Source organism: uncultured Roseibium sp. (genome assembly GCF_947494555.1).
Classification (GTDB): domain Bacteria; phylum Pseudomonadota; class Alphaproteobacteria; order Rhizobiales; family Stappiaceae; genus Roseibium.
Genome location: NZ_CANLVF010000001.1, coordinates 468,886 through 488,907, shown reverse-complemented (window position 1 = coordinate 488,907; position 20,022 = coordinate 468,886). Strand labels below are relative to the sequence as shown.

Genomic DNA, 20,022 nt, shown 5'->3' with positions numbered 1-20,022 from the left:
CAAATAACTCCTGATCCGGTTCGCGTTATTTCATTTCCGGCGCGGCTGCGGCGCCGGCCGGTTGGCCCGATCCACCCTTCAGCACAGCTTCCGAGATCGATGCCGGGAGCGGCTTCGGTTTTTCAAGGAAACCGAGCATCGGCAGAATGATCAGGAAATGCGCGAAATAGTAGGCGGTAAAGATCCGCGACAGCGTCACGAAGATGCCCTCGGCAGGCATTGCGCCCAGGTATCCGAGTGCCACGCAAACAGCCGCAAAAATCCAGAAGAACTGCTTGAACAGCGGACGGTAGGCACCAGAGCGGACCTTGGATGTGTCAAGCCAGGGCAGGATGAACAGAACGGCGATGGCACCGAACATCAGAACAACGCCGCCGAGCTTGTCCGGAACCGCACGCAAGATCGCGTAGAACGGCAGGAAGTACCACTCCGGAACGATGTGAGACGGCGTAACCAGCGGGTTCGCTTCGATGTAGTTGTCCGCGTGCCCAAGATAGTTCGGCAGGTAGAAAGCGAACCAGGCGAAGAAGATCATGAACACGACGATCGCGAACAGATCCTTGACCGTGTAGTACGGATGGAACGGCAGCGTGTCCTGTTTGGTCTTCGGCTGAACGCCTGTCGGGTTGTTGTTGCCTGTCGTATGGAAGGCCCACACGTGCAGGATGACAACACCGAAAATCATGAACGGCAGCAGATAGTGCAGCGAGAAGAACCGGTTCAGCGTCGGATTGTCGACCGCAAAGCCGCCCCAGAGCCAGGTCACGATGCTTTCACCGACAAGCGGGATAGCCGAGAACAGGTTGGTGATAACCGTCGCGCCCCAGAAGGACATCTGACCCCAAGGCAGGACGTAACCCATGAACGCCGTGCCCATCATGATCAGGAAGATGATCACGCCAAGGATCCACGAGATCTCGCGCGGCGCCTTGTAGGAACCGTAATAAAGCCCCCGGAAGATATGAATATAGACGGCGATAAAGAACATCGACGCGCCGTTGGAATGCAGGTACCGCAGCATCCAGCCGAAATTCACGTCGCGCATGATGTGCTCGACACTGTCGAAGGCCGCGCCTGTGCTGGGTGTATAATGCATCACAAGAACGATGCCCGTGAGGATCTGGGCGATCAGCACGAAAAACAGAATCCCGCCGAAGGTCCACCAGTAGTTGAGGTTTTTCGGAGTCGGGAAGTCGACGAAAGAACCACGCATGAGCGATATCACCGGCAGGCGGCTTTCCAGCCACTTGGCCGCAGCGCTTTGCGGTACGTAGTTTGAATGTCCAGCCATGGCTGTCTCCTAAAAATTTATGCCGTTAGCCGATCTTGATCGTCGAGTCGGTGACGAACTCGAGCGGCGGAATCAGCAAATTCTCGGGAGCCGGGCCTTTGCGAATGCGGCCGGCCGTGTCGTAGTGCGAACCGTGGCACGGGCAGAACCAGCCACCGAATTCGCCTGCATCGCCGATAGGAACGCAACCAAGGTGCGTGCAGATGCCGATTTGGACGAGCCAGTTTTCCTTGTCCTTGACACCCCGGTTCGGGTCGGTTGCTTCCGCATCCGCTGGCAGGTTCGCATTACGCGCCAGTTTGTCCGGAAGATCCGACATCGGCACGTCTGTGGCCTCGGTGACTTCCGTTTCGGTGCGGTTGCGGATGAAGACCGGCTTGCCGCGCCATTTAACTGTGATTGACTGCCCCTCTTCGACGGCAGACACATCAACCTCAATAGACGCCAGTGCAAGTGCGGAGGCATCCGGGTTCATCTGATCAATGAACGGCCATGCCAAAGCGCCGGCGCCCACAACGCCCATTGCACCGGTCGCGATGTAGAGAAAGTCACGGCGGTTCGGTTCTTCCGCATCCGTGTTGTGTGCCAAGGTCGCGTCCCCTTCAAAATTCTACCTGTACCGAAAGCCCGCATCATGTCCGGGCCGTCCCTTGCCAGAAAGGATAGCCGGAACCATGCCGGGCTCAACGGTGGCCGGGTGCGGCAGTTTTCCGCATCGGCCAAGCGGCTTGTCTTTTTGCACCCTTCGAAACGCTTGTCCAGATCAACAAACGCCACAAAACGCATATGTCGCAGGCAAAAAAAACACCACGCCGCTTTTCTGCCCTTTTTTGGGGAACGAGCGCAAGAGCGGATTTCAAAGGAATCCCGCTCTTGCTGTTTTGTGCAGGCAATTATGCCGCCTGGACGGGTGCCAGAAACCCGCCGGACTGGTGCCGCCAAAGCTGCGCATACAATCCGTTTTTGTCCAGAAGCTCCTGATGTGAGCCCTGTTCGATGATTCGTCCCTGGTCCATGACAATAAGCCTGTCCATGGCCGCGATCGTTGACAATCGGTGCGCGATCGCAATCACGGTCTTGCCCTTCATCAACTCGAACAGGCTCTCCTGGATCGCAAGTTCCACTTCTGAATCGAGCGCGGATGTCGCTTCATCCAGAACCAGGATCGGAGCGTCCTTCAACAGCACGCGCGCAATGGCAACACGCTGGCGCTGGCCGCCGGAGAGTTTGACGCCACGTTCGCCGACATGCGCGTCAAGCCCATTGCGTCCGTTGAGATCGGTCAGACCGGCCACGAACTCGATGGCGTGCGCTTTTTCCAGCGCCGCTTCGACATCGGTCCGCGCGACATCCGACTTGCCATAGGCCACGTTCTCGAAGATCGAACGGTGCAGGAGCGAGGTGTCCTGGGTGACGACGCCCACATTGGCCCGGATGTCGTCCTGTCGAACACCTGCGATATCCTGGCCGTCTATCATAATGCGGCCGCGCTCCAGATCGTAAAAGCGCAGCAGCAGATTGACGAGCGTGGATTTACCGGCCCCGGATCTGCCGATCAGTCCGATCTTCTCGCCAGGAGCAATCGTCAGATTCAGCTCTTCGATGACACCGGTTTTCTTGCCGTAGTGAAAACCTATACCATCGAACCGGATTTCGCCTTTCGGGACGGAAAGTGCTTTGGCATCCGGCGTATCAACGACATCCCGTTCTCTGGAAATCGTGTTGATGCCGTCCTGGACCGTGCCGACGTTTTCAAACAGTCCGGACACTTCCCACAAGATCCATTGAGACATACCCTGAAACCGCAGGACAAGAGCCACCGCGACCGCGATCTCCCCTGTCGTGACGCGGCCCGCCTGCCAAAGACCGATCGACATTCCAGCAACGGCGAAAAGCAGGAACATGTTGAGCGTCGTCAGGGTGATGTTCATCCCCGTCACCAGCCTCATCTGCAAAAACACCGTCTTGAGGAACGACTTCATGGATGACTTGGCATACTCCTCCTCACGCTCAGCGTGAGAAAAAAGTTTCACGGTCGAGATGTTCGTGTAGGCATCCACGACGTGTCCCGTCATGAGGGAACGCGCATCCGCCTGGTCTCTGGAGACGTTTTTCAGGCGCGGAATGAATACCCGCATCGTCACGAGATAGCACCCGAGCCACGCGAGAAAGGGAATGGCGAAGTATGGACTTGCCTCGGCCACCACAAACAAAGCCGCAACGAAATAGACGATTACGTAGACGAGGATATCGGCAATCCGGGTAACGACTTCCCTGACTGCCAGTGCCGTCTGCATCAGCTTGTTGGCAATCCTGCCGGCAAAGTCGTTTTGATAAAACGAGATGCTTTGCCGCAACAGATAGCGATGAACCCGCCACCGCACCGACATGGGGTAAGTCCCCATAAGGCCCTGGTGAAAAGCCATTTCCCAGACAGCTGCAAAGCCCGGCAGCAGGACAAGAACGACAACTGCCATCCAGACCAGCTGACCCCAGTTGTCCTGGAAGAATGTTTCGGTGTTTTCCGTGCTGAGCCAGGTGACCAGCTCGCCCAAGAACGTGAAAATCAAGACTTCCAGGACTGCAATCAGAGCGCCGAGAATCGAGACGGCAAGAAGGATCGGCCAGACTGGCTTGGTATAGTACCAACAGAAGGCCCAAAACCCTTTCGGTGGAACGTCAAGCTCGGTTTTCTCAAATGGATCAACGAGCTTTTCGAAACGGTCAAACATGACTACCTCTCAGAGCGGCTCAACCGTAGCACGGTCAGATGCATCAGGGCATCCTCCCTGCCGATCGGCGTCGAGCGCGGACGAATGGTTGCGCCGGCAGACATGAACAGGAGGCCGGTCATAAAACTTGTGAATGCAAGGGCGATGATTGCCGTGCCCCAGAACAGCGCACCCAGCTCGTCCATGAAGACGGTCACCGGCATGTATTCTCCGGCGACTTCAAGAGCTTCGACGCGGCTTAAGTTGAAAGCCAGCACCGGCACGAACAAGAGCACTGCCACCGCGAGCGTCGTTCCGAAAAACATGGCGGTCGCGGTCAAATAGCGGGCAAGTCTGCGCCCCGGTCTCGGTTGCCGAGCCGGAGGCATCTCGATATCCGGACGGTCTGCACGCACAGACGGGTCCTGCACAAAAAACGAATTCATCGGAACAGCTCCGAAAAGGGATCTGGATTGATGGTGATGGCAGACACGCCTTCGAAGGCGTGCAGCACGCACAGCGGCTTGAGCCGTTCACCGCAAAATTATTGAGAAAGAGAAGGTGCGACGGCGCCTAACGCTGCCGTGGGGCGACCTTGCTGCAACCGGCGTGGGCGAAGCACGGGTGGATCATGCAAAGATCTATCATGTATGCCCTCCTGGCTGCGCGACCTGTATGTCGCAGGGAAAAGTGTCAACACTCATGAGTTGACCGGAAAATGTCCTAACCGTTTTTGGTGAAAATGGAAAGAGGCAACACGAATATAGATGGGACGAAACTGACACCTGTTGCCATTCGGACACATCGGGTCGGCGGATCTGCAACAGATTCAGTCCAATACGTTCCCGGTCGTAAATTCTTGCAAGTGAATTTCGGCTTCTCTGGCCGACATGGGCGCGGCAATCAGGTCACCCTGAATGAATCGGCACCCATAGTCCCGCAGGATCTCGCGCTGAGCTTCGGTGGCCACACCTACCGCCATAACCTGGCACCCGAACTTGTCGGCAAGTTCGATGACCGCCTGGGTCAGGTGTCGCTTTTTCGCGTCCGTTTCCAGGTCACGCACCAGCCAGGGACTGATTTTCATGACATGCGCGCTGACCTGAATGAGTTGGGCTACACCGCCGTGAACACTACCGACATTGTCGAGCGCAATCCGGCAGCCGAGTTTTGAGATTTTGTCGATCGCATGTTGAAGGCAGCCGGGTTCGTCGAAGTGGATCGCCTGCGGCGTGAGTTGAACGATCAGGCCTTCCAACGGAAAGTCCGCGTCTTCACACAACTGGCACAGTTTCTCTTCGAAATCCGGGGGGCCGACGCTTGCGCCTGTCAGGTCGACCGTCAGCGAATAAGAACTGCCCGTCGCTTCGCGCATCCGCCTGACCTCGGCAAGACCCTGCTTCAGGCCAAACTGTTCAATGCGTGCGATACGCTTGGTGTCTTCCTGCTCGGAGAGCATTTTGGCCGGATCGACAAGGCCTTCGGACGGGTGCAGCCAATGAGTGGACACTTCATAGCCCATCACACGTTTTTCCTGGAGATCATATTGCGGCTGCATCAATAAAGTCAGGTTGCCGCTTTCAAGATCCTGGTCCAGTTGCGCCATGCTCATGCGCTTGTGCCGGTGGGCGGCTCCAAGTGCGTCAGTGTACCAGGAATAGCGCCCGCGCCCGGATTTCTTTGCCGCATAAAGTGCAATGTCAGCCCGGTTGATGAGTTCAGCAAGGCTGGTTTTGCCCGTGTCGGCAAGAACCAGACCGACACTCCCGGCGACTTTCAGTCTTTCCCGCTCGATCGTGACCGGTCTGGTCAGATCATCGAGCATCTGTTGTCCGAGCTGCTCCATTTGATCGGGTCCGGTTGGATCGGATATTGCGGCCAGAAACTCGTCGCCGCCGACCCTGGCAACAACTCCTTTGTCGGCGACAACCGACTTGAGCACGCCGGCCACATGACGGAGCACCGTGTCACCGGCGCTGTGACCATGGCTGTCATTGATATCCTTGAAATGATCCAGATCGAAATGAATGACGCCAACCGGGCGCGCATCGCCGCCGCCCGTCGATAGTCGCTCCTGCAGGAAGGCTGTGATCTTCGCCCGGGTTGCAAGACCGGTCAGTTCGTCGTGCTCGGCCTGATACTTCAACCGCTTTCGCGTTTCTTCAAGTTCGGCAAATCGCTCGACCTCGCGGGTCACGTCCTGGCACAGGATGATCATGCGCGTCTTGTCGTCGGTATCGCCTTCAACTTGCGCGAAAGTGAGCTGATTCCAGAAAAGTTCGCCGTTCTTGCGCTGGTTCTGGATCAACTCCTTGAATCCGGACGAGAATTTCCCCAGGTCGAATTTGAAGTTGTTCAAGTCTTCAGCAGTCAGCTGATTATTGGGAGGGAGGATGAATTCCTGTGGACGGCGCCCCCGAATTTCTTCTGCGCTAAACCCGGTGATACGCGTATAGGCAGGATTCGACCACTCGATCCGGCCGTAAATGTCCTGCATCACCAAGCCTTCATGAGCATGTTCGACCACAGTCTTCAGGACGGCTGCGTCGTTTCCGAATTCTGAATCCACATCACGAGAGGATCGTTTGCCTACCAGGCGGCCGGCAAGAAACACGGCAGACAGAAGCAGCGCTGTCACCCCGACAATAAAAATCAGGTCCAGTGCGGACAGGTCAGCCGTGTAGTCTTCCATTCATTTTCGTCGATTGTTCCAAGCATCCAAGACTAGGGTCCCAAAATACATTGAAAAAAATACTAAACGCCTGCTCAGGCGTATAGTTATCGAGATTTTTGACAATTAAAAGTGCCCGAAAACGAGAAAAAATTACGCAAATCTAACAGTTTTCATAGAAAAAAGCTCAAGAATAAAAGTACTGGCAAGCTGGCGATGTCGAAAACCACAGGCAATCGGCTCCGCTTGCCTGTTGGATCAAAGGAGACCGTAAAGTCTGCCCGTCCCCACTAGTGTGCCGTCACAAGGCGGGTAAGAACATAGCCCATGCCGGCCGAAAATGCAGACAGGACGGTTCCCCATGCGACGTCAACGATTGTCACGATGACAGGCCAGTTTCTCAGTGTTGCGTAATTCGTTACGTCGTAGGTTGCATAGGTGAAGAACCCGAACATGGCTCCGTAGACGATTGCTATCGCCATGCTTTCGGATTTCAATGCCGGCGCGACCGCAAAGACGACGATGCCGACGACATAGATTATATAGAAGGCGCCAGCGGCCGCCATGTTTGGCTTGTCCATCAACAGGTGACCGATCCTGTCGAAATAGAACCGCGTTGCCACTTGTGACAACCAGACATAATCGACTGCAAGAAAAACCAGCGCTGTCGCGACGTAGGCGGTGGTGTACTGAACCATGGGACCCTCAGCGGTTAGACGCAATCATTACGTTTGCCTTGAGCGTTCGGATCAGCAAAATCGCGCCGCAAGCAGATGCATCTTTTCACTCAGACCGGCAATGCATCTGCCTTGAGAAACCCGCCGGATTGCCGACGCCACAGCTGCGCGTAAAGTCCGCTTTTGTCTTTGAGAAGAATGTCATGCGTACCCTGCTGCACGATTTTTCCCTCATCCATGACAATCAATCGGTCCATTGCCGCAATCGTCGACAAACGGTGTGCGATGGCAATCACCGTTTTTCCAGTCATCAGGCTTTGCAGATTGTCCTGGATCGCCGCCTCGACCTCCGAATCCAGCGCAGAGGTTGCCTCGTCAAGAACCAGAATGGGCGCGTCCTTCAAAAGAACGCGCGCGATTGCGATCCGCTGACGCTGTCCACCCGAAAGCTTGACGCCACGCTCACCGACAAAGGCATCAAACCCTGTCCGGCCCTTCATGTCTTCCAGCTGTTCGATGAAGTCGAGCGCATGTGCCTTGCGCGCCGCCTCGATCAGATCTTCCTCCCGGGCCGAGCTGCGTCCATAGCGGATGTTTTCGCGGATGGACCGGTGCAGGAGGGAGGTGTCTTGTGTCACCATTCCGATTGATCGGCGAAGAGACTCCTGTGCCACATATTTAACGTCCTGCCCGTCAATCAGGATCTGACCGGCTTCCAGGTCAAAGAACCTGAGCAGCAGGCTGACCAACGTCGTCTTGCCCGCACCGGAGGGACCGACCAGACCAACGCGCTCACCCGGCTTGATGGAAAGATCCAGATGGTCGATCACGCCGCCGTCCTTGCCGTAGTGAAACCGGATATTTTCAAACCGTATGCCGCCTTGCTTGACGTCGAGCTCCTTTGCCTGCGGAAAATCTGTCAGGGCGACCGGCTTTACAATTGTTTCCATGCTGTCCTGCAGCGATCCGAAATGCCGGAACAGGCCGTTGAGCTGATTGAAGAGCCGGTTGAGCAGAATATTCAAACGCAAGATCAGGCTGAGCGCAAATGCAACATGTCCGGTACTCATGCCATCGTGTTGCCAGACAAAAAGGGCCATCGCGGTAATCGAAACGATCATCACGCCATTTATCGACGTCATAATCATTCTGATGGACGTCAGATACCGCGTGAAACGCTGCAGCTTTGCAATAAAGCCCTCAAGGGACTGTCTGGCGCCCCGGTTTTCTTCCCGGGTTGAGCCGAACAATTTCACGGATTGAATATTGGTGTATGTATCGACGAACCGCCCGGTCACGCCGGAATAGCTATGTGCGGTTTCCTTGGATGCTATCCTGATCCGTGGAACGAAATACCATGCGGTTACCGCGAAACAGACGAGCCATAGCGCAACGAGCGCTCCGAGACGGCCGTCAAGCTCGGAGACGAGTATCAGCGTTGTCACGGCGTAGACGATGATAAACCAGGCGACCTGTAACAGGTTGATCATGAAATCGCCCGCCGACATTCCCGCCTGCATGACCTTCTGCACAAGCCTGCCCGCTAGGTCGTCCTGGAAGTAACTCAGGCTCTGACGCATGATTCGCTGGTGGCATTGCCACCTGACCAGATTGAAAAATCCGGGAACGACCGTCTGCTCTTCAACAAGTGCCATCAGCGCAGCGACTAAGGTTCGTAAAACAAGGACCACCAGTCCCATCGACAGGAGCGTCGAGGCATGATCGCTGAAGAAGGTCGCCCGGTCTCCGCTTTCAAGCAGATCCACAATCCTTCCAAGGAAATTGAAAATCGTGACCTCGACAAACGCGGACAGGCAGCCAAGAACAAGCATCGCCACAAAGGGCCAGCGGACCTGTGAAATGAAAAAAAGCAGGAAGCGGATACCGCCGCGTGGCATTTCCATATCCGGTGGGTTTCGAAACGGATCAATCCAGCTTTCGAACAGGCGAAAAAGCGCGGACACGGGGGATCTCCTGATGGATGGGAGCGAATCTGATCACTATTCTATGCTTGCCCTTTCAAACCGGGCTATCAAATAAACACATCAAATATGGCCGCAGGCATGACAACTGCCGGTCAAACTGTTATCCAGCGCCGCCCGTAAGCCAAGACAGTTGATGCGATGCCAGACATAGCTCTCTACCAACCCGACATACCGCAGAACACCGGAACTATCTTGCGCCTGGCGGCGTGCATGGGTGTCACGGTCCATCTGATCGAACCGGCGGGATTTCCAATTTCCGACAGCGCCCTGAAACGTGCGGGCATGGATTATCTGGAACGCGCATCGATGCGCAGGCATCGAAGTTTTGCCGATTTCGAATTGTTCCGGCTGACGCAGAACAAAAGGCTTATTCTGCTGACAACAAAAGCTGAAGTCAGATACACCGAGTTCGACTACCGGCCCGACGATGTTTTGCTGATGGGCCGCGAAAGCACCGGGGTTCCGGAAAGTATTCACGATCTTGTCGATGCGCGATTGACCATCCCGATGATGGAGGGCATGCGTTCGATCAATGTCGCCGTCTCCGCGGGCATGGCGCTCGGCGAAGTCTTGCGGCAAACCGGTACTTTCCCTAAAAGCCCAGATTGAAATCCCATTGCACGCTGCCGCTTGGCAAATCGTCGAAAGCCAGTCTCATGAATGCACCTTCCATGCAAAATCGCGGCGGTCCCATCCCGGACGACATTGAAGAAAAGAAGCGGATTGCGCCTGCCTGGTTCGAAGCGCTCCGCGACCGGATCTGCAAGTCCTTCGAAGACCTGGAAGACGAGATTGGCTCGTTGTCGGGACCACTGTCGGACCAGCCTGCAGGCCGGTTCGAGCGCACCCCCTGGGAACGCACGGACAGCACGGGCGCAAAGGGTGGCGGCGGCGTCATGTCCATGATGCATGGACGCGTCTTTGAAAAGGTGGGCGTTCATGTGTCCACCGTGCATGGCGAATTTTCGCCCGAGTTTCGCGGACAAATTCCGGGAGCATCCGATGATCCAAGGTTTTGGGCCTCGGGCATCAGCCTGATCGCGCACCTGCATAATCCGCATGTGCCGGCGGTTCACATGAACACCCGAATGGTCGTGACGACCCGCCAGTGGTTTGGCGGCGGTGCCGATCTGACGCCGGTGCTCGATGCCCGCCGAACGCAGGAAGATCCGGATACACAGGCCTTTCACCTTGCTATGCGCAAAGCCTGCGAACAGCACGAGGTCGCCGACTACGATGCCTACAAGGCCTGGTGCGACGACTATTTCTTCCTAAAGCACAGGAACGAGGCGCGCGGCATTGGAGGTATTTTCTACGACTACCTTCACAGTGGCTCCTGGGACGCCGATTTCGCGTTCACCAAGTCGGTCGGAGAAGCTTTTCTGGGGATCTATCCCGAGCTGGTTCGCAGGAACTTTGAGCGAAGCTGGTCGCAAGCCGAGCGAGAGGAACAGCTTGTGCGGCGCGGCCGTTACGTTGAATACAATCTTCTTTACGACAGGGGCACCATTTTCGGCCTCAAGACAGGCGGCAACGTTGCGTCGATCCTGTCGTCGATGCCACCGGTCGTGAAGTGGCCCTGAGCCGGGCTGCAAATCGTATTCAGGCGGCAGGTGCCTCACGCGTGACCGCGCCGAATGCCCGGCCGAACAACATGTCGTCCAGTTTCGACACGATCTTCTGATCGAGTTTTGGCCCCATGTTTCTCATCATGTCGAGCGCGGTCCGTGCGGGAACGCTCTGCCGGTAGGGACGCTCTTCCGTCAGAGCGGCAAAGATGTCGCAAACTGTGATGAGACGAACTTTGGGTATAATCTGGTCGCCTTTCAGCCGGTTCGGATACCCGGTGCCGTCAACATATTCATGGTGCTGGATCGCCATCCGTTTGATGTTCGGCGCCACTTCCAGTCTCGTTTTCAGGATATCGCGCCCGAATTGCGGGTGCTTGTCGACCATGGCGCGCTCCTCACTGGTCAGTTTCCCCGCCTTGTCCAGGATCGTGAGCGGTATGCGCATTTTGCCGATATCATGCACAAGGCCACCTGCGATAACTTCCTTGCAGTCCTCGTCGGGCCAACCCAGGTGCTTGGCAAGCATGCCTGCAAGACCGGCAACCTGAAGCGAATGGCAATATGTGGCGCTGTGATGCGTTTCAACGGCGTTGAGCCAGCACGAGAGGCCGTCCTGTTTCAGGGCACCCAACATGTCCTCAGCGCTCTCATTCATCAGGTTGATGCGAACCTTCGCACCTTCAACCGTTGACAAACAAAGGCTCTCCAGGAACGTGTTGCTCTTTTTGTAGGCTGCGGCCGTAGAAGCAGGCGTTTTTCTTGGAAGCGCTTCGAGGATGTCTCCTCCCATATGCGCGTTGACACGTTTCAAAAGCAGCGGAAACGGCGCATCGCGCTCGAGTATTTCCGTCTTGCCCAGCGCAGCTGCCTGAATGACTTCACGGCGGTTTTTCTGGGAGACAAGGCAGATGACAGGGATCTCGGCAATGCTGTCCCAAGATGTCTTGAGGGCCGTAAGCCCGGCATCGGATGAACCCAGTAACTCAATGACCGCGATTTTGCCTTCGGCGACAGTATCCGGCGAAACCTTGTCCATTTCGATCAGGCGGGCCGGGAAGAAAAACGGGAGCTTCCGGACCGGTGAGTCCAAGGACAGTTGTCCGTCTGAAATAAGTACCAGTTCCATCTAATGTCTCGTTTACGCGCCCAAACCAGTTTTGAGACTTTCATCCCCGGCTTACGCAAGGGAAAACCATCAGATATCTTGCCGGTATTTCCTTTAAAAAAACGCTAAGATGCATCGCCTGATCGATCGATCAATTGCTGTTTTGACAAAGCGAACCCGCTTTCTTTCCATTCGACTTCAAGTCGTTTCAATGCCATGCCGAGTGCAGGTCCGGGCGCGTGGCCGGCGGCGATAAGATCGGCGCCCTTCAATGGAAATTCGGGAACATCCTGCGCGCGCAAAGAGATCAGCAATTTTTCGAGCCGGGAAGTGTCCACGGACTGACGGGCAATCCGCGTCGCCCAGACCGCCAGCGCACCGTCAATCGCTCCTTGTCTGCCGAAATCATAGACCAGCGAAGGTGCACTCGAGACGTCATCCGTTTTCTTGACACGTTTCTTGGCTGACCAGGCCGTCTGCATGCGTTTATGTTCGGCATTCGAAAGCCGGAACCGTTCGCTTATCCGCTCCAGATCCTCACGGACGAACCCGGCAATCACCACAAGACCAAGTTCCGGATCGCGCGTTTCGGCTGCTGTCTCGTCCAACTGTCGGAGCGCAATGTAGTCGGCGACGCGTGCCAGTCCACCGGTCGCGATTTCCCAAAGACCGCAATCGTTCATCAGTTTCAAAGCATGCGCTGCCAGGGGAGCCCGCAGCAAACGCCGCATTTCATGTCCGATCCGCTCGGCCGACAACCTGCGCAAGCCGTCGCGCTGCCTCAAACATGCACCAAGACCTTCCCGGTCAAGATCGCCCCGGCCGTACGCGGCATAAATCCGGAAAAACCGCAGAATTCTAAGGTAGTCCTCGCGGATGCGACTGTCCGGATCCCCGATAAACCTGACATGCCGGGCAAGGCAATCTTCCAGTCCCCCTAACGGATCATGCAGAGAGCCGTGCCGGTCAACGTAAAGCGCGTTCATTGTGAAATCCCGGCGCTTGGCATCCTGCTCCCAGTCACGGCCAAAAACGACGCGCGCCTTTCTGCCGAATGTCTCCACATCCTGACGCAACGTCGTCACTTCGTACGGGATGTCGTCGCTCACAATCGTGATCGTTCCGTGGTCGAGCCCGGTGCCGATCGGCTTCAGCCCTGCCTCGCTCGCGCGCCGCATGACCTCTTCAGGCCGCGCGGTTGTTGCAATATCCACATCCGAGACGGGTTGCCCAAGCAGCGTGTTTCGAACGGCGCCACCGACGGCCCGCGCCGTGTCGCCATCCTGTTCCACGGCGGAAAAGACGGCCTGAAGACCAGGCGCGCGCAGCCAATCGGCTGCACGAAGCATATCGTCGGGTCCCGGAGGCATGACCTATTCGAATCCGCCTGGAACGAAGACGCCGTCTTTCATTTGCGTGGGCCGATAGTTTGAGCCTTCGGGACCACGATTAAGCGTCGACATGACGAGGAAACCGACAATCACGAATGCCAGCCCCGTTACCGTTAGCCACGCAAGCGGCCCTTTTGCCCAGCGATCCGGGTGCTTGCTCCGCTTTGTGAGCCAAAGCCAGATTGCATAGCAGAAAAAGGGCAATAAAAAGAGGACCAGATGGGTCAGTGCGACACGCAGCATTAGCGATAGACCGTCTCGTAGAAGGATCGGATGATTCCGGCAGTAACACCCCAGATATAGCGCTCGCCAAATGGCATTGCATAAAAATATCGACGCTTGCCCTGCCACTCCCTGCTCAATTTCTGATGGTTGGCGGGATTCATGAGGAAACTGAGTGGCACTTCAAAAACATCGTCGACTTCATCGGGATTGGGACGGAAGGCGATGGGGTCGCGAATGGCACCGACGACGGGGATGACGCGATATCCCGAACCGGTCAGATAGGGTGCCAGGTTCCCAAGCGGTTCAACTTGCTTAGGCGCCAGCCCGATTTCCTCGTCCGCCTCCCTGAGCGCTGCTTCGACAGGACCATTGTCCGTCGCATCTATTTTGCCTCCTGGAAACGCGACTTGACCGGCATGGGACTTCAAATGGCCCGTCCGCTGGGTCAGGACGACACTTGGCCCATCACTTCGCTCAACAATACCGATGAGCACCGCCGCCTCTCTGGGAGGACCTTCCCATCTGGCATACGGCGGAAGGTCGGGATTGAGAATATGGTCTCCCGTCTCCGCGCGGTTGTTTGAATGTTCCGCCGTTCGCAGGAGAGAACGCATGGTCTCCGGCCACGCTCCCTCGGCAAGCGGGTTCTGCGTCAGTGTAGCGTTCATCAGGCCTGCTGCTCAGTCTGGGTTAGTCGTCGCTCTCTCAAATGGTTACTCCGCTCATTTAAGCAAATCGGGACCGATCTCAAAAAACTGTCCTCCGCCCCATATGCCGGTTTCAGTTCCGCCGGATCCGCTCCGGTCCACGATCAGATCCGCAAGCTGATACATCAAGGCACGCGTAAACAGTGCTTCCAGCCGTCCTCTCACCAGAACATAGGGTTTCAGTCCTCCGCTGTCCGGTTCCTTTTCAAATCGCAGCGGGTGTTTATCAGTCACTTTCACAAGCTCACCGAGATTTGTCCGAAGCGTTAGCTGCTGATCTTCGCCCTCGCCGGAAGCCACCATCTCCACAGCCAGAAAAGGAGCATCATCGACTGTAATTCCGATTTTTTCGACCGGCGTAACGAGATAGTGCTTGCCATCTTCGTCCTTGCGCAAAACGGACGCAAACAACCTGACAAGGGGTTGCCTCCCAATCGGTGACCCCAGGTAAAACCAGGTTCCGTCACGGGCGACACGAATGTCGAGATCCCCGCAAAACGGCGGATTCCACTTCTCCACGGGTGGCGGCGACTTGTCCGCTGCATCCGCCCGGCTCATCAGCGCTTTCAAACCCTCGGGCATGGAGGTCGGGGCAGGTGCGGTGTTATCTGACATCCAATTTACCATCCTGATCAGAAAAATCCGAACATCCGGATTTTTGCCAAGTACGTGCCTCACAGCACCGAATGCAGCCTGAAAACATTCCCGGCAGGTTCCCTCTTTTCCCCTGCACGTGGAAAGAATCTTGGACCTTTCCACTGTATGGCGCACAATTGCGCCTTATCTAGAGAATTATATGGTGTCAGACTGCATGAGTCGCAGCAACTAAAGACAATGCCCCGGCCAGCCTCACGGTTCGGGAATAAGATTCGGGAAAGGTGATTCATGAGCGTTGTTTCTCCCTCCAGCCCCAGCGATGAAGATCTCGCGGCCGTAGCCGAAAACGCAGAGCGTGCGGTGGCGCGGATCAGCGACGCGAAAGTTGATATCGCGAGAATCATTTTCGGCCAGGAAACGGTCGTTGAACAATCGCTTGTAACGATCCTGGCCGGCGGCCATGGCCTTCTGGTGGGTGTTCCCGGGCTTGCAAAGACCAAGCTTGTCGAAACCCTCGGCACCGTACTGGGCCTTGACGCGCGACGCATTCAGTTCACTCCTGACTTGATGCCATCCGACATTCTGGGTGCGGAAGTGATGGAACAGGCAACCGATGGCGGCAGGTCGTTCCGCTTTATCCCGGGCCCCGTCTTTTCACAGCTGCTGATGGCTGACGAAATCAACCGCGCCAGCCCGCGTACGCAGTCTGCCCTTTTGCAGGCCATGCAGGAGTATCACGTGACCGTCGCCGGCCACCCTCATAACCTGCCCCGCCCGTTCCATGTTCTGGCTACACAGAACCCGCTTGAGCAGGAAGGAACCTATCCCCTGCCCGAAGCGCAGCTCGACCGGTTTTTGATGCAGATCGACGTTCATTACCCGGATCTGGAAGCTGAACGGCGCATTCTCATGGAAACGACCGGAGCCGAGCAGGCCGAGGCCCAGACTGCGATGAACGCTGAGGAGTTGACGGAATATCAGCAGCTCGTCCGCCGCATGCCAGTCGGGGAATCCGTGGTTGAAGCCATATTGAAGCTTGTCCGCTCGGCGCGGCCGGACGAAGCGTCGGCGGACAGTGACGTAACAAAGCTTATCGCCTGGGGTCCGGGTCCGCGTGCCAGCCAGGCCTTGATGCTGACGGTTCGCGCGAGGGCTTTGGTCGATGGTCGGCTTGCTCCGTCCGTGGACGATGTACTCGCTCTGGCAGAACCCGTCCTGCAGCACCGGATGGCACTGACATTTGCAGCAAGAGCGGATGGCCATACTGTGAGAGACGTCATTCAGCGCGTCAAAGAGACAATCGCCTGAGTTCAAGTCTTTCGCAGGAGCCCCGCACCATATGGATCCCCGGACACCAAAGGCAGGCATAGATCAGGACACATGGCCGAACGTTATCGGCGAAGCAAGATCCGTTGCCGATGCGCTGCCGGACCTTCTTGTCGAGGCAAGCCATGTCGCCAGCTCGATCATCGCCGGCTGGCACGGACGCCGCAGGGCGGGTCCCGGCGAAAGTTTCTGGCAGTTCCGGCCGTTCAACATGGGCGAGCCGGCAAAGCGCATCGACTGGAGGCGCTCCGCCCGCGACGACCATCTCTATGTGCGCGAGCGGGAATGGGAAGCGGCGCACACAGTCTGGCTCTGGGCGGACCTGTCATCCTCCATGGTATTCCAGTCGCGGCTGGCAGGGGTCACCAAACGGGACCGATCCATTGTCTTGATGCTCGCCCTTGCAGACATGCTCGCCGAAACCGGTGAACGCATTGGTTTGCCGGGCCTCACACGCCCCTTTTCAGATCGTCGCGCCGCCGAACGCCTGGCCGACGCCCTCACGCATCTGTCGAAACCGGTCGCGCTGCCGGACACCATCTCGATCAAACGTTTTGCCGATGTCGTGCTGGTGTCCGATTTCCTGGACCCGCTGGACGACATCGCCGCCTGGGTCGCACGCGTTGCCAGTACCGGCGCAAAGGGTCACCTGGTCCAGGTTCTGGATCCGATAGAGGAAACATTTCCGTTCGACGGACGTATTGAGTTCACTGATCCTGAACGCGGAACGCGCCTCACGGCGGGACGCGCAGAAAACTGGCGCGAAGACTATCAGAACAAGCTTCAGGCTCACCGGGCGGAGATAAGGGACATGGCCCGGCGCGCCGGATGGACCTATGTGCTGCATCATACCGACCGGCCGGCGGCCGAACCGCTTCTGGTGCTCCACAGCGCTCTTTCAGGCGCTCTCGACGTCATGAACAAGGGAGGCATGTAGTCAAATGTTTGCAGGCCTTCCCCTGACGTTTACAGCACCGTGGATACTTGCGGCTCTTGCCCTTCTGCCGGTGATCTGGTGGCTTCTGCGCCTGACGCCGCCCCGTCCCCGCGAAATCGCGTTTCCGCCGACGCGCCTGCTTTTGGATATCGATCAGCACGAAGAAACACCGCAGCGCAGTCCCTGGTGGCTGACGCTCTTGCGTCTGCTGCTTGCCGCCATCCTGATCATCGCGCTTGCAGGCCCCGTGTGGCGCACGGCGGAACCAGTAGACACGGGTGAAGGTGTCCTCTGGCTGCTTGTCGACAATGGCTGGACTTCGGCGAAAAGCTGGGACGTGCAGGTCGGCGCCGCCGAACAGTTGCTGACCACGGCCGAACAATCCGGCCAACCGGTGTTGTTTGCAGCAACGGCGGAGGGCCCTTCCCAGAGTTTTGTTCCCGAGGCCGCATCCGGCGCGCTTGAGAAACTGCGCGCGCTCGAGCCACGTCCTTACGCGCCACGGCGCAGCGAACTCAGCATCGGTCTTCGCAAGGCTGCGCAGGAGGCTCCTCCAGGTTCGATCGTCTGGCTGTCCGACAGCACGCATACCGATGACGCATTTCTGGCGGATCTGTCTTCGATGACCGGTGATGTTCCAGTCACTGTTCTCGCAGGCCTGGATACGCCACTTGGTCTTAAGGATCTCAAGAACGACACGGATGCGCTTTCACTGACCGTCGTCAGGCATCCCGATCAGCAGCAGAGCACGGCCAGCGTCCAGGCTCTGGATCTGAAGGGACTGGTTTTGGGTGAAGTGCAGACACGTTTCGACGCGGGCACGTCAGAAACAACTGCACGCTTTGAATTGCCCAGCGAATTGCGCAACGACATTGCCCGGGTCGAAATATCGGGCGAGGCCGCAGCCGGAGCAGTGCAGCTTGTGGACGACAGTTGGCGCCGCAGGATCGTCGGTTTGATCAGTGGCCAATCGGGCGATCTCGACCAACCCCTGCTTTCACCTGTCTACTATCTCGAGCGCGCGCTTTTGCCGTTTTCCGATATCCGCCAACCCAAGGATGGCGATATCGCGCTGGCGGTTCCGGCATTGATCGACCAGGGCATCTCGGTTCTTGTTCTGGCGGATGTCGGCCGGTTGCCGGACACAACAGCCGAAGAACTGCGCGAATGGGTCGAAAACGGTGGCACCCTGGTACGCTTTGCCGGGCCGCGCACGGCGGGAGGCAGCGATGAGCTGATACCGGTGCGTCTGCGAGAGGGAGATCGCTCGCTTGGCGGGTCGCTGTCCTGGAAACAGCCTCAGCATCTCGCTGCCTTCCCGGATGACTCGCCATTTTCCGGCCTCAGGATTCCCGAAGAGGTCACCGTAAATCGCCAGGTCCTGGCCGAGCCGACTTCGGATCTTCCTGAGCGGACCTGGGCCATGCTGGAAGACGGCACGCCACTGGTGACCGCGGCACCGCTTGGGGCAGGAAGCCTTGTTCTGTTCCACGTTACCGCTGACAGCGCATGGTCGAACTTGCCGCTATCCGGCGTGTTCTTGAACATGCTTCGCAGGATTCTCGCCGTTTCCAATGTCGCGGCTGCTTCTGAGACCGCAGCGGACAGCACCCAGACCCAGAGTGTTCTGCCGCCACTGCGGCTTCTGGACGGATACGGGCGCTTCGGTGCGCCGCCAGTTGAAGTTACGCCTGTAAACGCGGCTGAATTCCGAGACGCTGAAGCAAGCCGGAGAACACCGCCGGGCCTCTACGGCACCGAAGACGGTTTCCGGGCTTTGAATTTGATGCATGCTGACGACGCATTGTTACCGCTCGACCTGACAGCCCTTGGGTCTCGCGCGACCCTGACGGCCTACCCGGCATCCGATCCCGTCGACCTCAGAGCATTCTTCTTTACGGTTGCCTTCCTGCTGCTCGTTGCCGATGCGATTGCCGTCTTCCTGCTTGCGGGCGGCCTAAGCCGGATAGGATTGCGCGGCCGCACGGCCAGCATTGCTGCCTTGATGGCAATTTCAATTGCAGGCGCAATGACAATCGCGCCAGACCGTTCCCACGCGCAATCGACGTCAGATGAACTACAGGCTCTTGAATCGACACTGGAAACAAGACTTGCCTATGTGTTGACGGGAAATCCTGAAATTGACGACGCAAGCGCTGCAGGTCTCTCTGGCCTGACGCGCTTCCTGGCCGAGCGCACCGCGCTGGAACCGGGAGCACCCGTTGCAATCGACATCGCCGGGGATGAACTTGCCTTTTACTCCCTGCTCTACTGGCCCATAGATCCCGCTGCGGACAAGCCTGGCGACCAGACAATTGCGCGCATCGATACGTTCATGCGCAACGGCGGCACGATCCTGTTCGACACGCGTGACCACATCAATGCCTCCGCCTCCGGATTTTCATCGACGCCTGCGACGCTGAAACTGCGAGAAATCCTGGAAGATCTGGATGTGCCGCCACTGCAGCCGGTGCCCCCGGATCATGTTCTGACAAAGGCTTTCTATCTGCTCGATTCCTTCCCTGGACGATATGCAGGAAGCCCGCTCTGGGTGGAGAGTCTTGAGGAAATAGCAGCGCGCGGCGACCGGCCGGTCCGCGCCGGCGACGGTGTGTCTCCGATCATGATAACCGGCAACGATTTCGCGTCGGCGTGGGCAATCACCGAAGATGGTGATTTCATGTATCCGACAGTTCCGAACAATCCTGTACAGCGGGACTACGCATTCAGGTCCGGCGTCAATATCGTCATGTACAGCCTGACCGGCAACTACAAGGCCGATCAGGTACACATTCCCGCACTGCTCGAGCGGCTGGGACAATAGGAGC

Annotated in this window: 17 protein-coding genes; 5 read left to right on the top strand and 12 right to left on the bottom strand. The window is 57.3% G+C overall.

The window, feature by feature from the left end; translation table 11 throughout:
* Positions 1–25: 25 nt before the first annotated feature.
* The 7 genes from Q0915_RS02100 to Q0915_RS02070 all read right to left on the bottom strand — a co-directional run bounded on the left by Q0915_RS02100 (position 26) and on the right by Q0915_RS02070 (position 9,314).
* Positions 26–1,291, bottom strand: coding sequence for a cytochrome b/b6 (locus tag Q0915_RS02100; RefSeq protein WP_299472783.1), 1,266 nt, complete (start codon positions 1,289–1,291; stop codon positions 26–28).
* A gap of 25 nt (positions 1,292–1,316) precedes the next feature.
* Positions 1,317–1,880 (bottom strand): ubiquinol-cytochrome c reductase iron-sulfur subunit, encoded by a 564-nt coding sequence (gene petA / locus Q0915_RS02095; protein ID WP_299472781.1) that lies wholly within the window; start codon positions 1,878–1,880, stop codon positions 1,317–1,319.
* 304 nt (positions 1,881–2,184) lie between these two features.
* On the bottom strand, positions 2,185–4,023 hold the full coding sequence (locus tag Q0915_RS02090; RefSeq protein ID WP_299472779.1) for an ABC transporter ATP-binding protein: 1,839 nt from the start codon (positions 4,021–4,023) through the stop codon (positions 2,185–2,187).
* A gap of 2 nt (positions 4,024–4,025) precedes the next feature.
* Positions 4,026–4,448, bottom strand: coding sequence for a hypothetical protein (locus tag Q0915_RS02085; RefSeq protein ID WP_299472777.1), 423 nt, complete (start codon positions 4,446–4,448; stop codon positions 4,026–4,028).
* 383 nt (positions 4,449–4,831) lie between these two features.
* Positions 4,832–6,694: an EAL domain-containing protein gene (locus Q0915_RS02080; protein WP_299472775.1), complete on the bottom strand. Its 1,863-nt coding sequence runs from the start codon at positions 6,692–6,694 to the stop codon at positions 4,832–4,834.
* A 269-nt stretch (positions 6,695–6,963) separates the two neighbouring features.
* Entirely contained in the window at positions 6,964–7,371 is a 408-nt protein-coding gene (locus Q0915_RS02075) for a DUF2177 family protein (RefSeq protein ID WP_299472773.1), read from the bottom strand.
* 89 nt (positions 7,372–7,460) lie between these two features.
* Positions 7,461–9,314 (bottom strand): ABC transporter ATP-binding protein, encoded by a 1,854-nt coding sequence (locus Q0915_RS02070; protein WP_366525215.1) that lies wholly within the window; start codon positions 9,312–9,314, stop codon positions 7,461–7,463.
* 159 nt (positions 9,315–9,473) lie between these two features.
* Between Q0915_RS02070 and Q0915_RS02065 the strand changes: the two genes are divergently transcribed.
* Together Q0915_RS02065 and hemF are read left to right on the top strand one after the other, a co-directional pair.
* Positions 9,474–9,944 carry a tRNA (cytidine(34)-2'-O)-methyltransferase gene (locus Q0915_RS02065; protein WP_299472771.1) on the top strand — a complete coding sequence of 157 codons (471 nt, stop codon included), beginning with the start codon at positions 9,474–9,476 and terminating at the stop codon, positions 9,942–9,944.
* Between the two features lie 62 nt (positions 9,945–10,006).
* Complete coding sequence (hemF, locus tag Q0915_RS02060) at positions 10,007–10,918, top strand: oxygen-dependent coproporphyrinogen oxidase (RefSeq protein WP_299474647.1); 912 nt, start codon at positions 10,007–10,009, stop codon at positions 10,916–10,918.
* A gap of 19 nt (positions 10,919–10,937) precedes the next feature.
* On the opposite strand, the gene Q0915_RS02055 is transcribed toward hemF, so the two are convergent.
* The 5 genes from Q0915_RS02055 to Q0915_RS02035 form a co-directional block, all read right to left on the bottom strand.
* Positions 10,938–12,032, bottom strand: a complete 1,095-nt coding sequence (locus Q0915_RS02055; RefSeq protein WP_299472769.1) for an HD domain-containing phosphohydrolase — start codon at positions 12,030–12,032, stop codon at positions 10,938–10,940.
* Positions 12,033–12,136: 104 nt separating this feature from the next.
* Entirely contained in the window at positions 12,137–13,360 is a 1,224-nt protein-coding gene (locus Q0915_RS02050) for a CCA tRNA nucleotidyltransferase (protein WP_299472767.1), read from the bottom strand.
* Positions 13,361–13,384: 24 nt separating this feature from the next.
* Positions 13,385–13,645: a DUF6111 family protein gene (locus Q0915_RS02045; RefSeq protein ID WP_299472765.1), complete on the bottom strand. Its 261-nt coding sequence runs from the start codon at positions 13,643–13,645 to the stop codon at positions 13,385–13,387.
* Positions 13,645–14,241, bottom strand: a complete 597-nt coding sequence (locus Q0915_RS02040) for a CoA pyrophosphatase (protein ID WP_299474644.1) — start codon at positions 14,239–14,241, stop codon at positions 13,645–13,647. Before Q0915_RS02040 ends, Q0915_RS02045 begins: the two co-directional genes overlap by 1 nt.
* Positions 14,242–14,349: 108 nt before the next feature.
* On the bottom strand, positions 14,350–14,949 hold the full coding sequence (locus Q0915_RS02035; protein WP_299472763.1) for a DUF1285 domain-containing protein: 600 nt from the start codon (positions 14,947–14,949) through the stop codon (positions 14,350–14,352).
* Positions 14,950–15,219: 270 nt separating this feature from the next.
* Between Q0915_RS02035 and Q0915_RS02030 the strand changes: the two genes are divergently transcribed.
* The 3 genes from Q0915_RS02030 to Q0915_RS02020 are packed head-to-tail and all read left to right on the top strand — an operon-like array spanning position 15,220 to position 20,018.
* Positions 15,220–16,239, top strand: a complete 1,020-nt coding sequence (locus Q0915_RS02030) for a MoxR family ATPase (RefSeq protein ID WP_299472761.1) — start codon at positions 15,220–15,222, stop codon at positions 16,237–16,239.
* 31 nt (positions 16,240–16,270) lie between these two features.
* Complete coding sequence (locus tag Q0915_RS02025) at positions 16,271–17,194, top strand: DUF58 domain-containing protein (protein WP_299472759.1); 924 nt, start codon at positions 16,271–16,273, stop codon at positions 17,192–17,194.
* Positions 17,195–17,198: 4 nt separating this feature from the next.
* On the top strand, positions 17,199–20,018 hold the full coding sequence (locus Q0915_RS02020) for a DUF4159 domain-containing protein (protein ID WP_299472757.1): 2,820 nt from the start codon (positions 17,199–17,201) through the stop codon (positions 20,016–20,018).
* Positions 20,019–20,022 lie beyond the last annotated feature (4 nt).

What these genes read in the sequence shown, in the direction of transcription:
- Q0915_RS02100 (WP_299472783.1), bottom strand. Translation starts at nt 1,291, where the DNA reads ATGGCTGGACATTCAAACTACGTACCGCAAAGCGCTGCGGCCAAGTGG.
- Q0915_RS02090 (WP_299472779.1), bottom strand. Translation starts at nt 4,023, where the DNA reads ATGTTTGACCGTTTCGAAAAGCTCGTTGATCCATTTGAGAAAACCGAG.
- Q0915_RS02085 (WP_299472777.1), bottom strand. Translation starts at nt 4,448, where the DNA reads ATGAATTCGTTTTTTGTGCAGGACCCGTCTGTGCGTGCAGACCGTCCG.
- Q0915_RS02080 (WP_299472775.1), bottom strand. Translation starts at nt 6,694, where the DNA reads ATGGAAGACTACACGGCTGACCTGTCCGCACTGGACCTGATTTTTATT.
- Q0915_RS02075 (WP_299472773.1), bottom strand. Translation starts at nt 7,371, where the DNA reads ATGGTTCAGTACACCACCGCCTACGTCGCGACAGCGCTGGTTTTTCTT.
- Q0915_RS02065 (WP_299472771.1), top strand. Translation starts at nt 9,474, where the DNA reads ATGCCAGACATAGCTCTCTACCAACCCGACATACCGCAGAACACCGGA.
- hemF (WP_299474647.1), top strand. Translation starts at nt 10,007, where the DNA reads ATGCAAAATCGCGGCGGTCCCATCCCGGACGACATTGAAGAAAAGAAG.
- Q0915_RS02055 (WP_299472769.1), bottom strand. Translation starts at nt 12,032, where the DNA reads ATGGAACTGGTACTTATTTCAGACGGACAACTGTCCTTGGACTCACCG.
- Q0915_RS02050 (WP_299472767.1), bottom strand. Translation starts at nt 13,360, where the DNA reads ATGCTTCGTGCAGCCGATTGGCTGCGCGCGCCTGGTCTTCAGGCCGTC.
- Q0915_RS02045 (WP_299472765.1), bottom strand. Translation starts at nt 13,645, where the DNA reads ATGCTGCGTGTCGCACTGACCCATCTGGTCCTCTTTTTATTGCCCTTT.
- Q0915_RS02040 (WP_299474644.1), bottom strand. Translation starts at nt 14,241, where the DNA reads ATGCGTTCTCTCCTGCGAACGGCGGAACATTCAAACAACCGCGCGGAG.
- Q0915_RS02035 (WP_299472763.1), bottom strand. Translation starts at nt 14,949, where the DNA reads ATGTCAGATAACACCGCACCTGCCCCGACCTCCATGCCCGAGGGTTTG.
- Q0915_RS02030 (WP_299472761.1), top strand. Translation starts at nt 15,220, where the DNA reads ATGAGCGTTGTTTCTCCCTCCAGCCCCAGCGATGAAGATCTCGCGGCC.
- Q0915_RS02025 (WP_299472759.1), top strand. Translation starts at nt 16,271, where the DNA reads ATGGATCCCCGGACACCAAAGGCAGGCATAGATCAGGACACATGGCCG.
- Q0915_RS02020 (WP_299472757.1), top strand. Translation starts at nt 17,199, where the DNA reads ATGTTTGCAGGCCTTCCCCTGACGTTTACAGCACCGTGGATACTTGCG.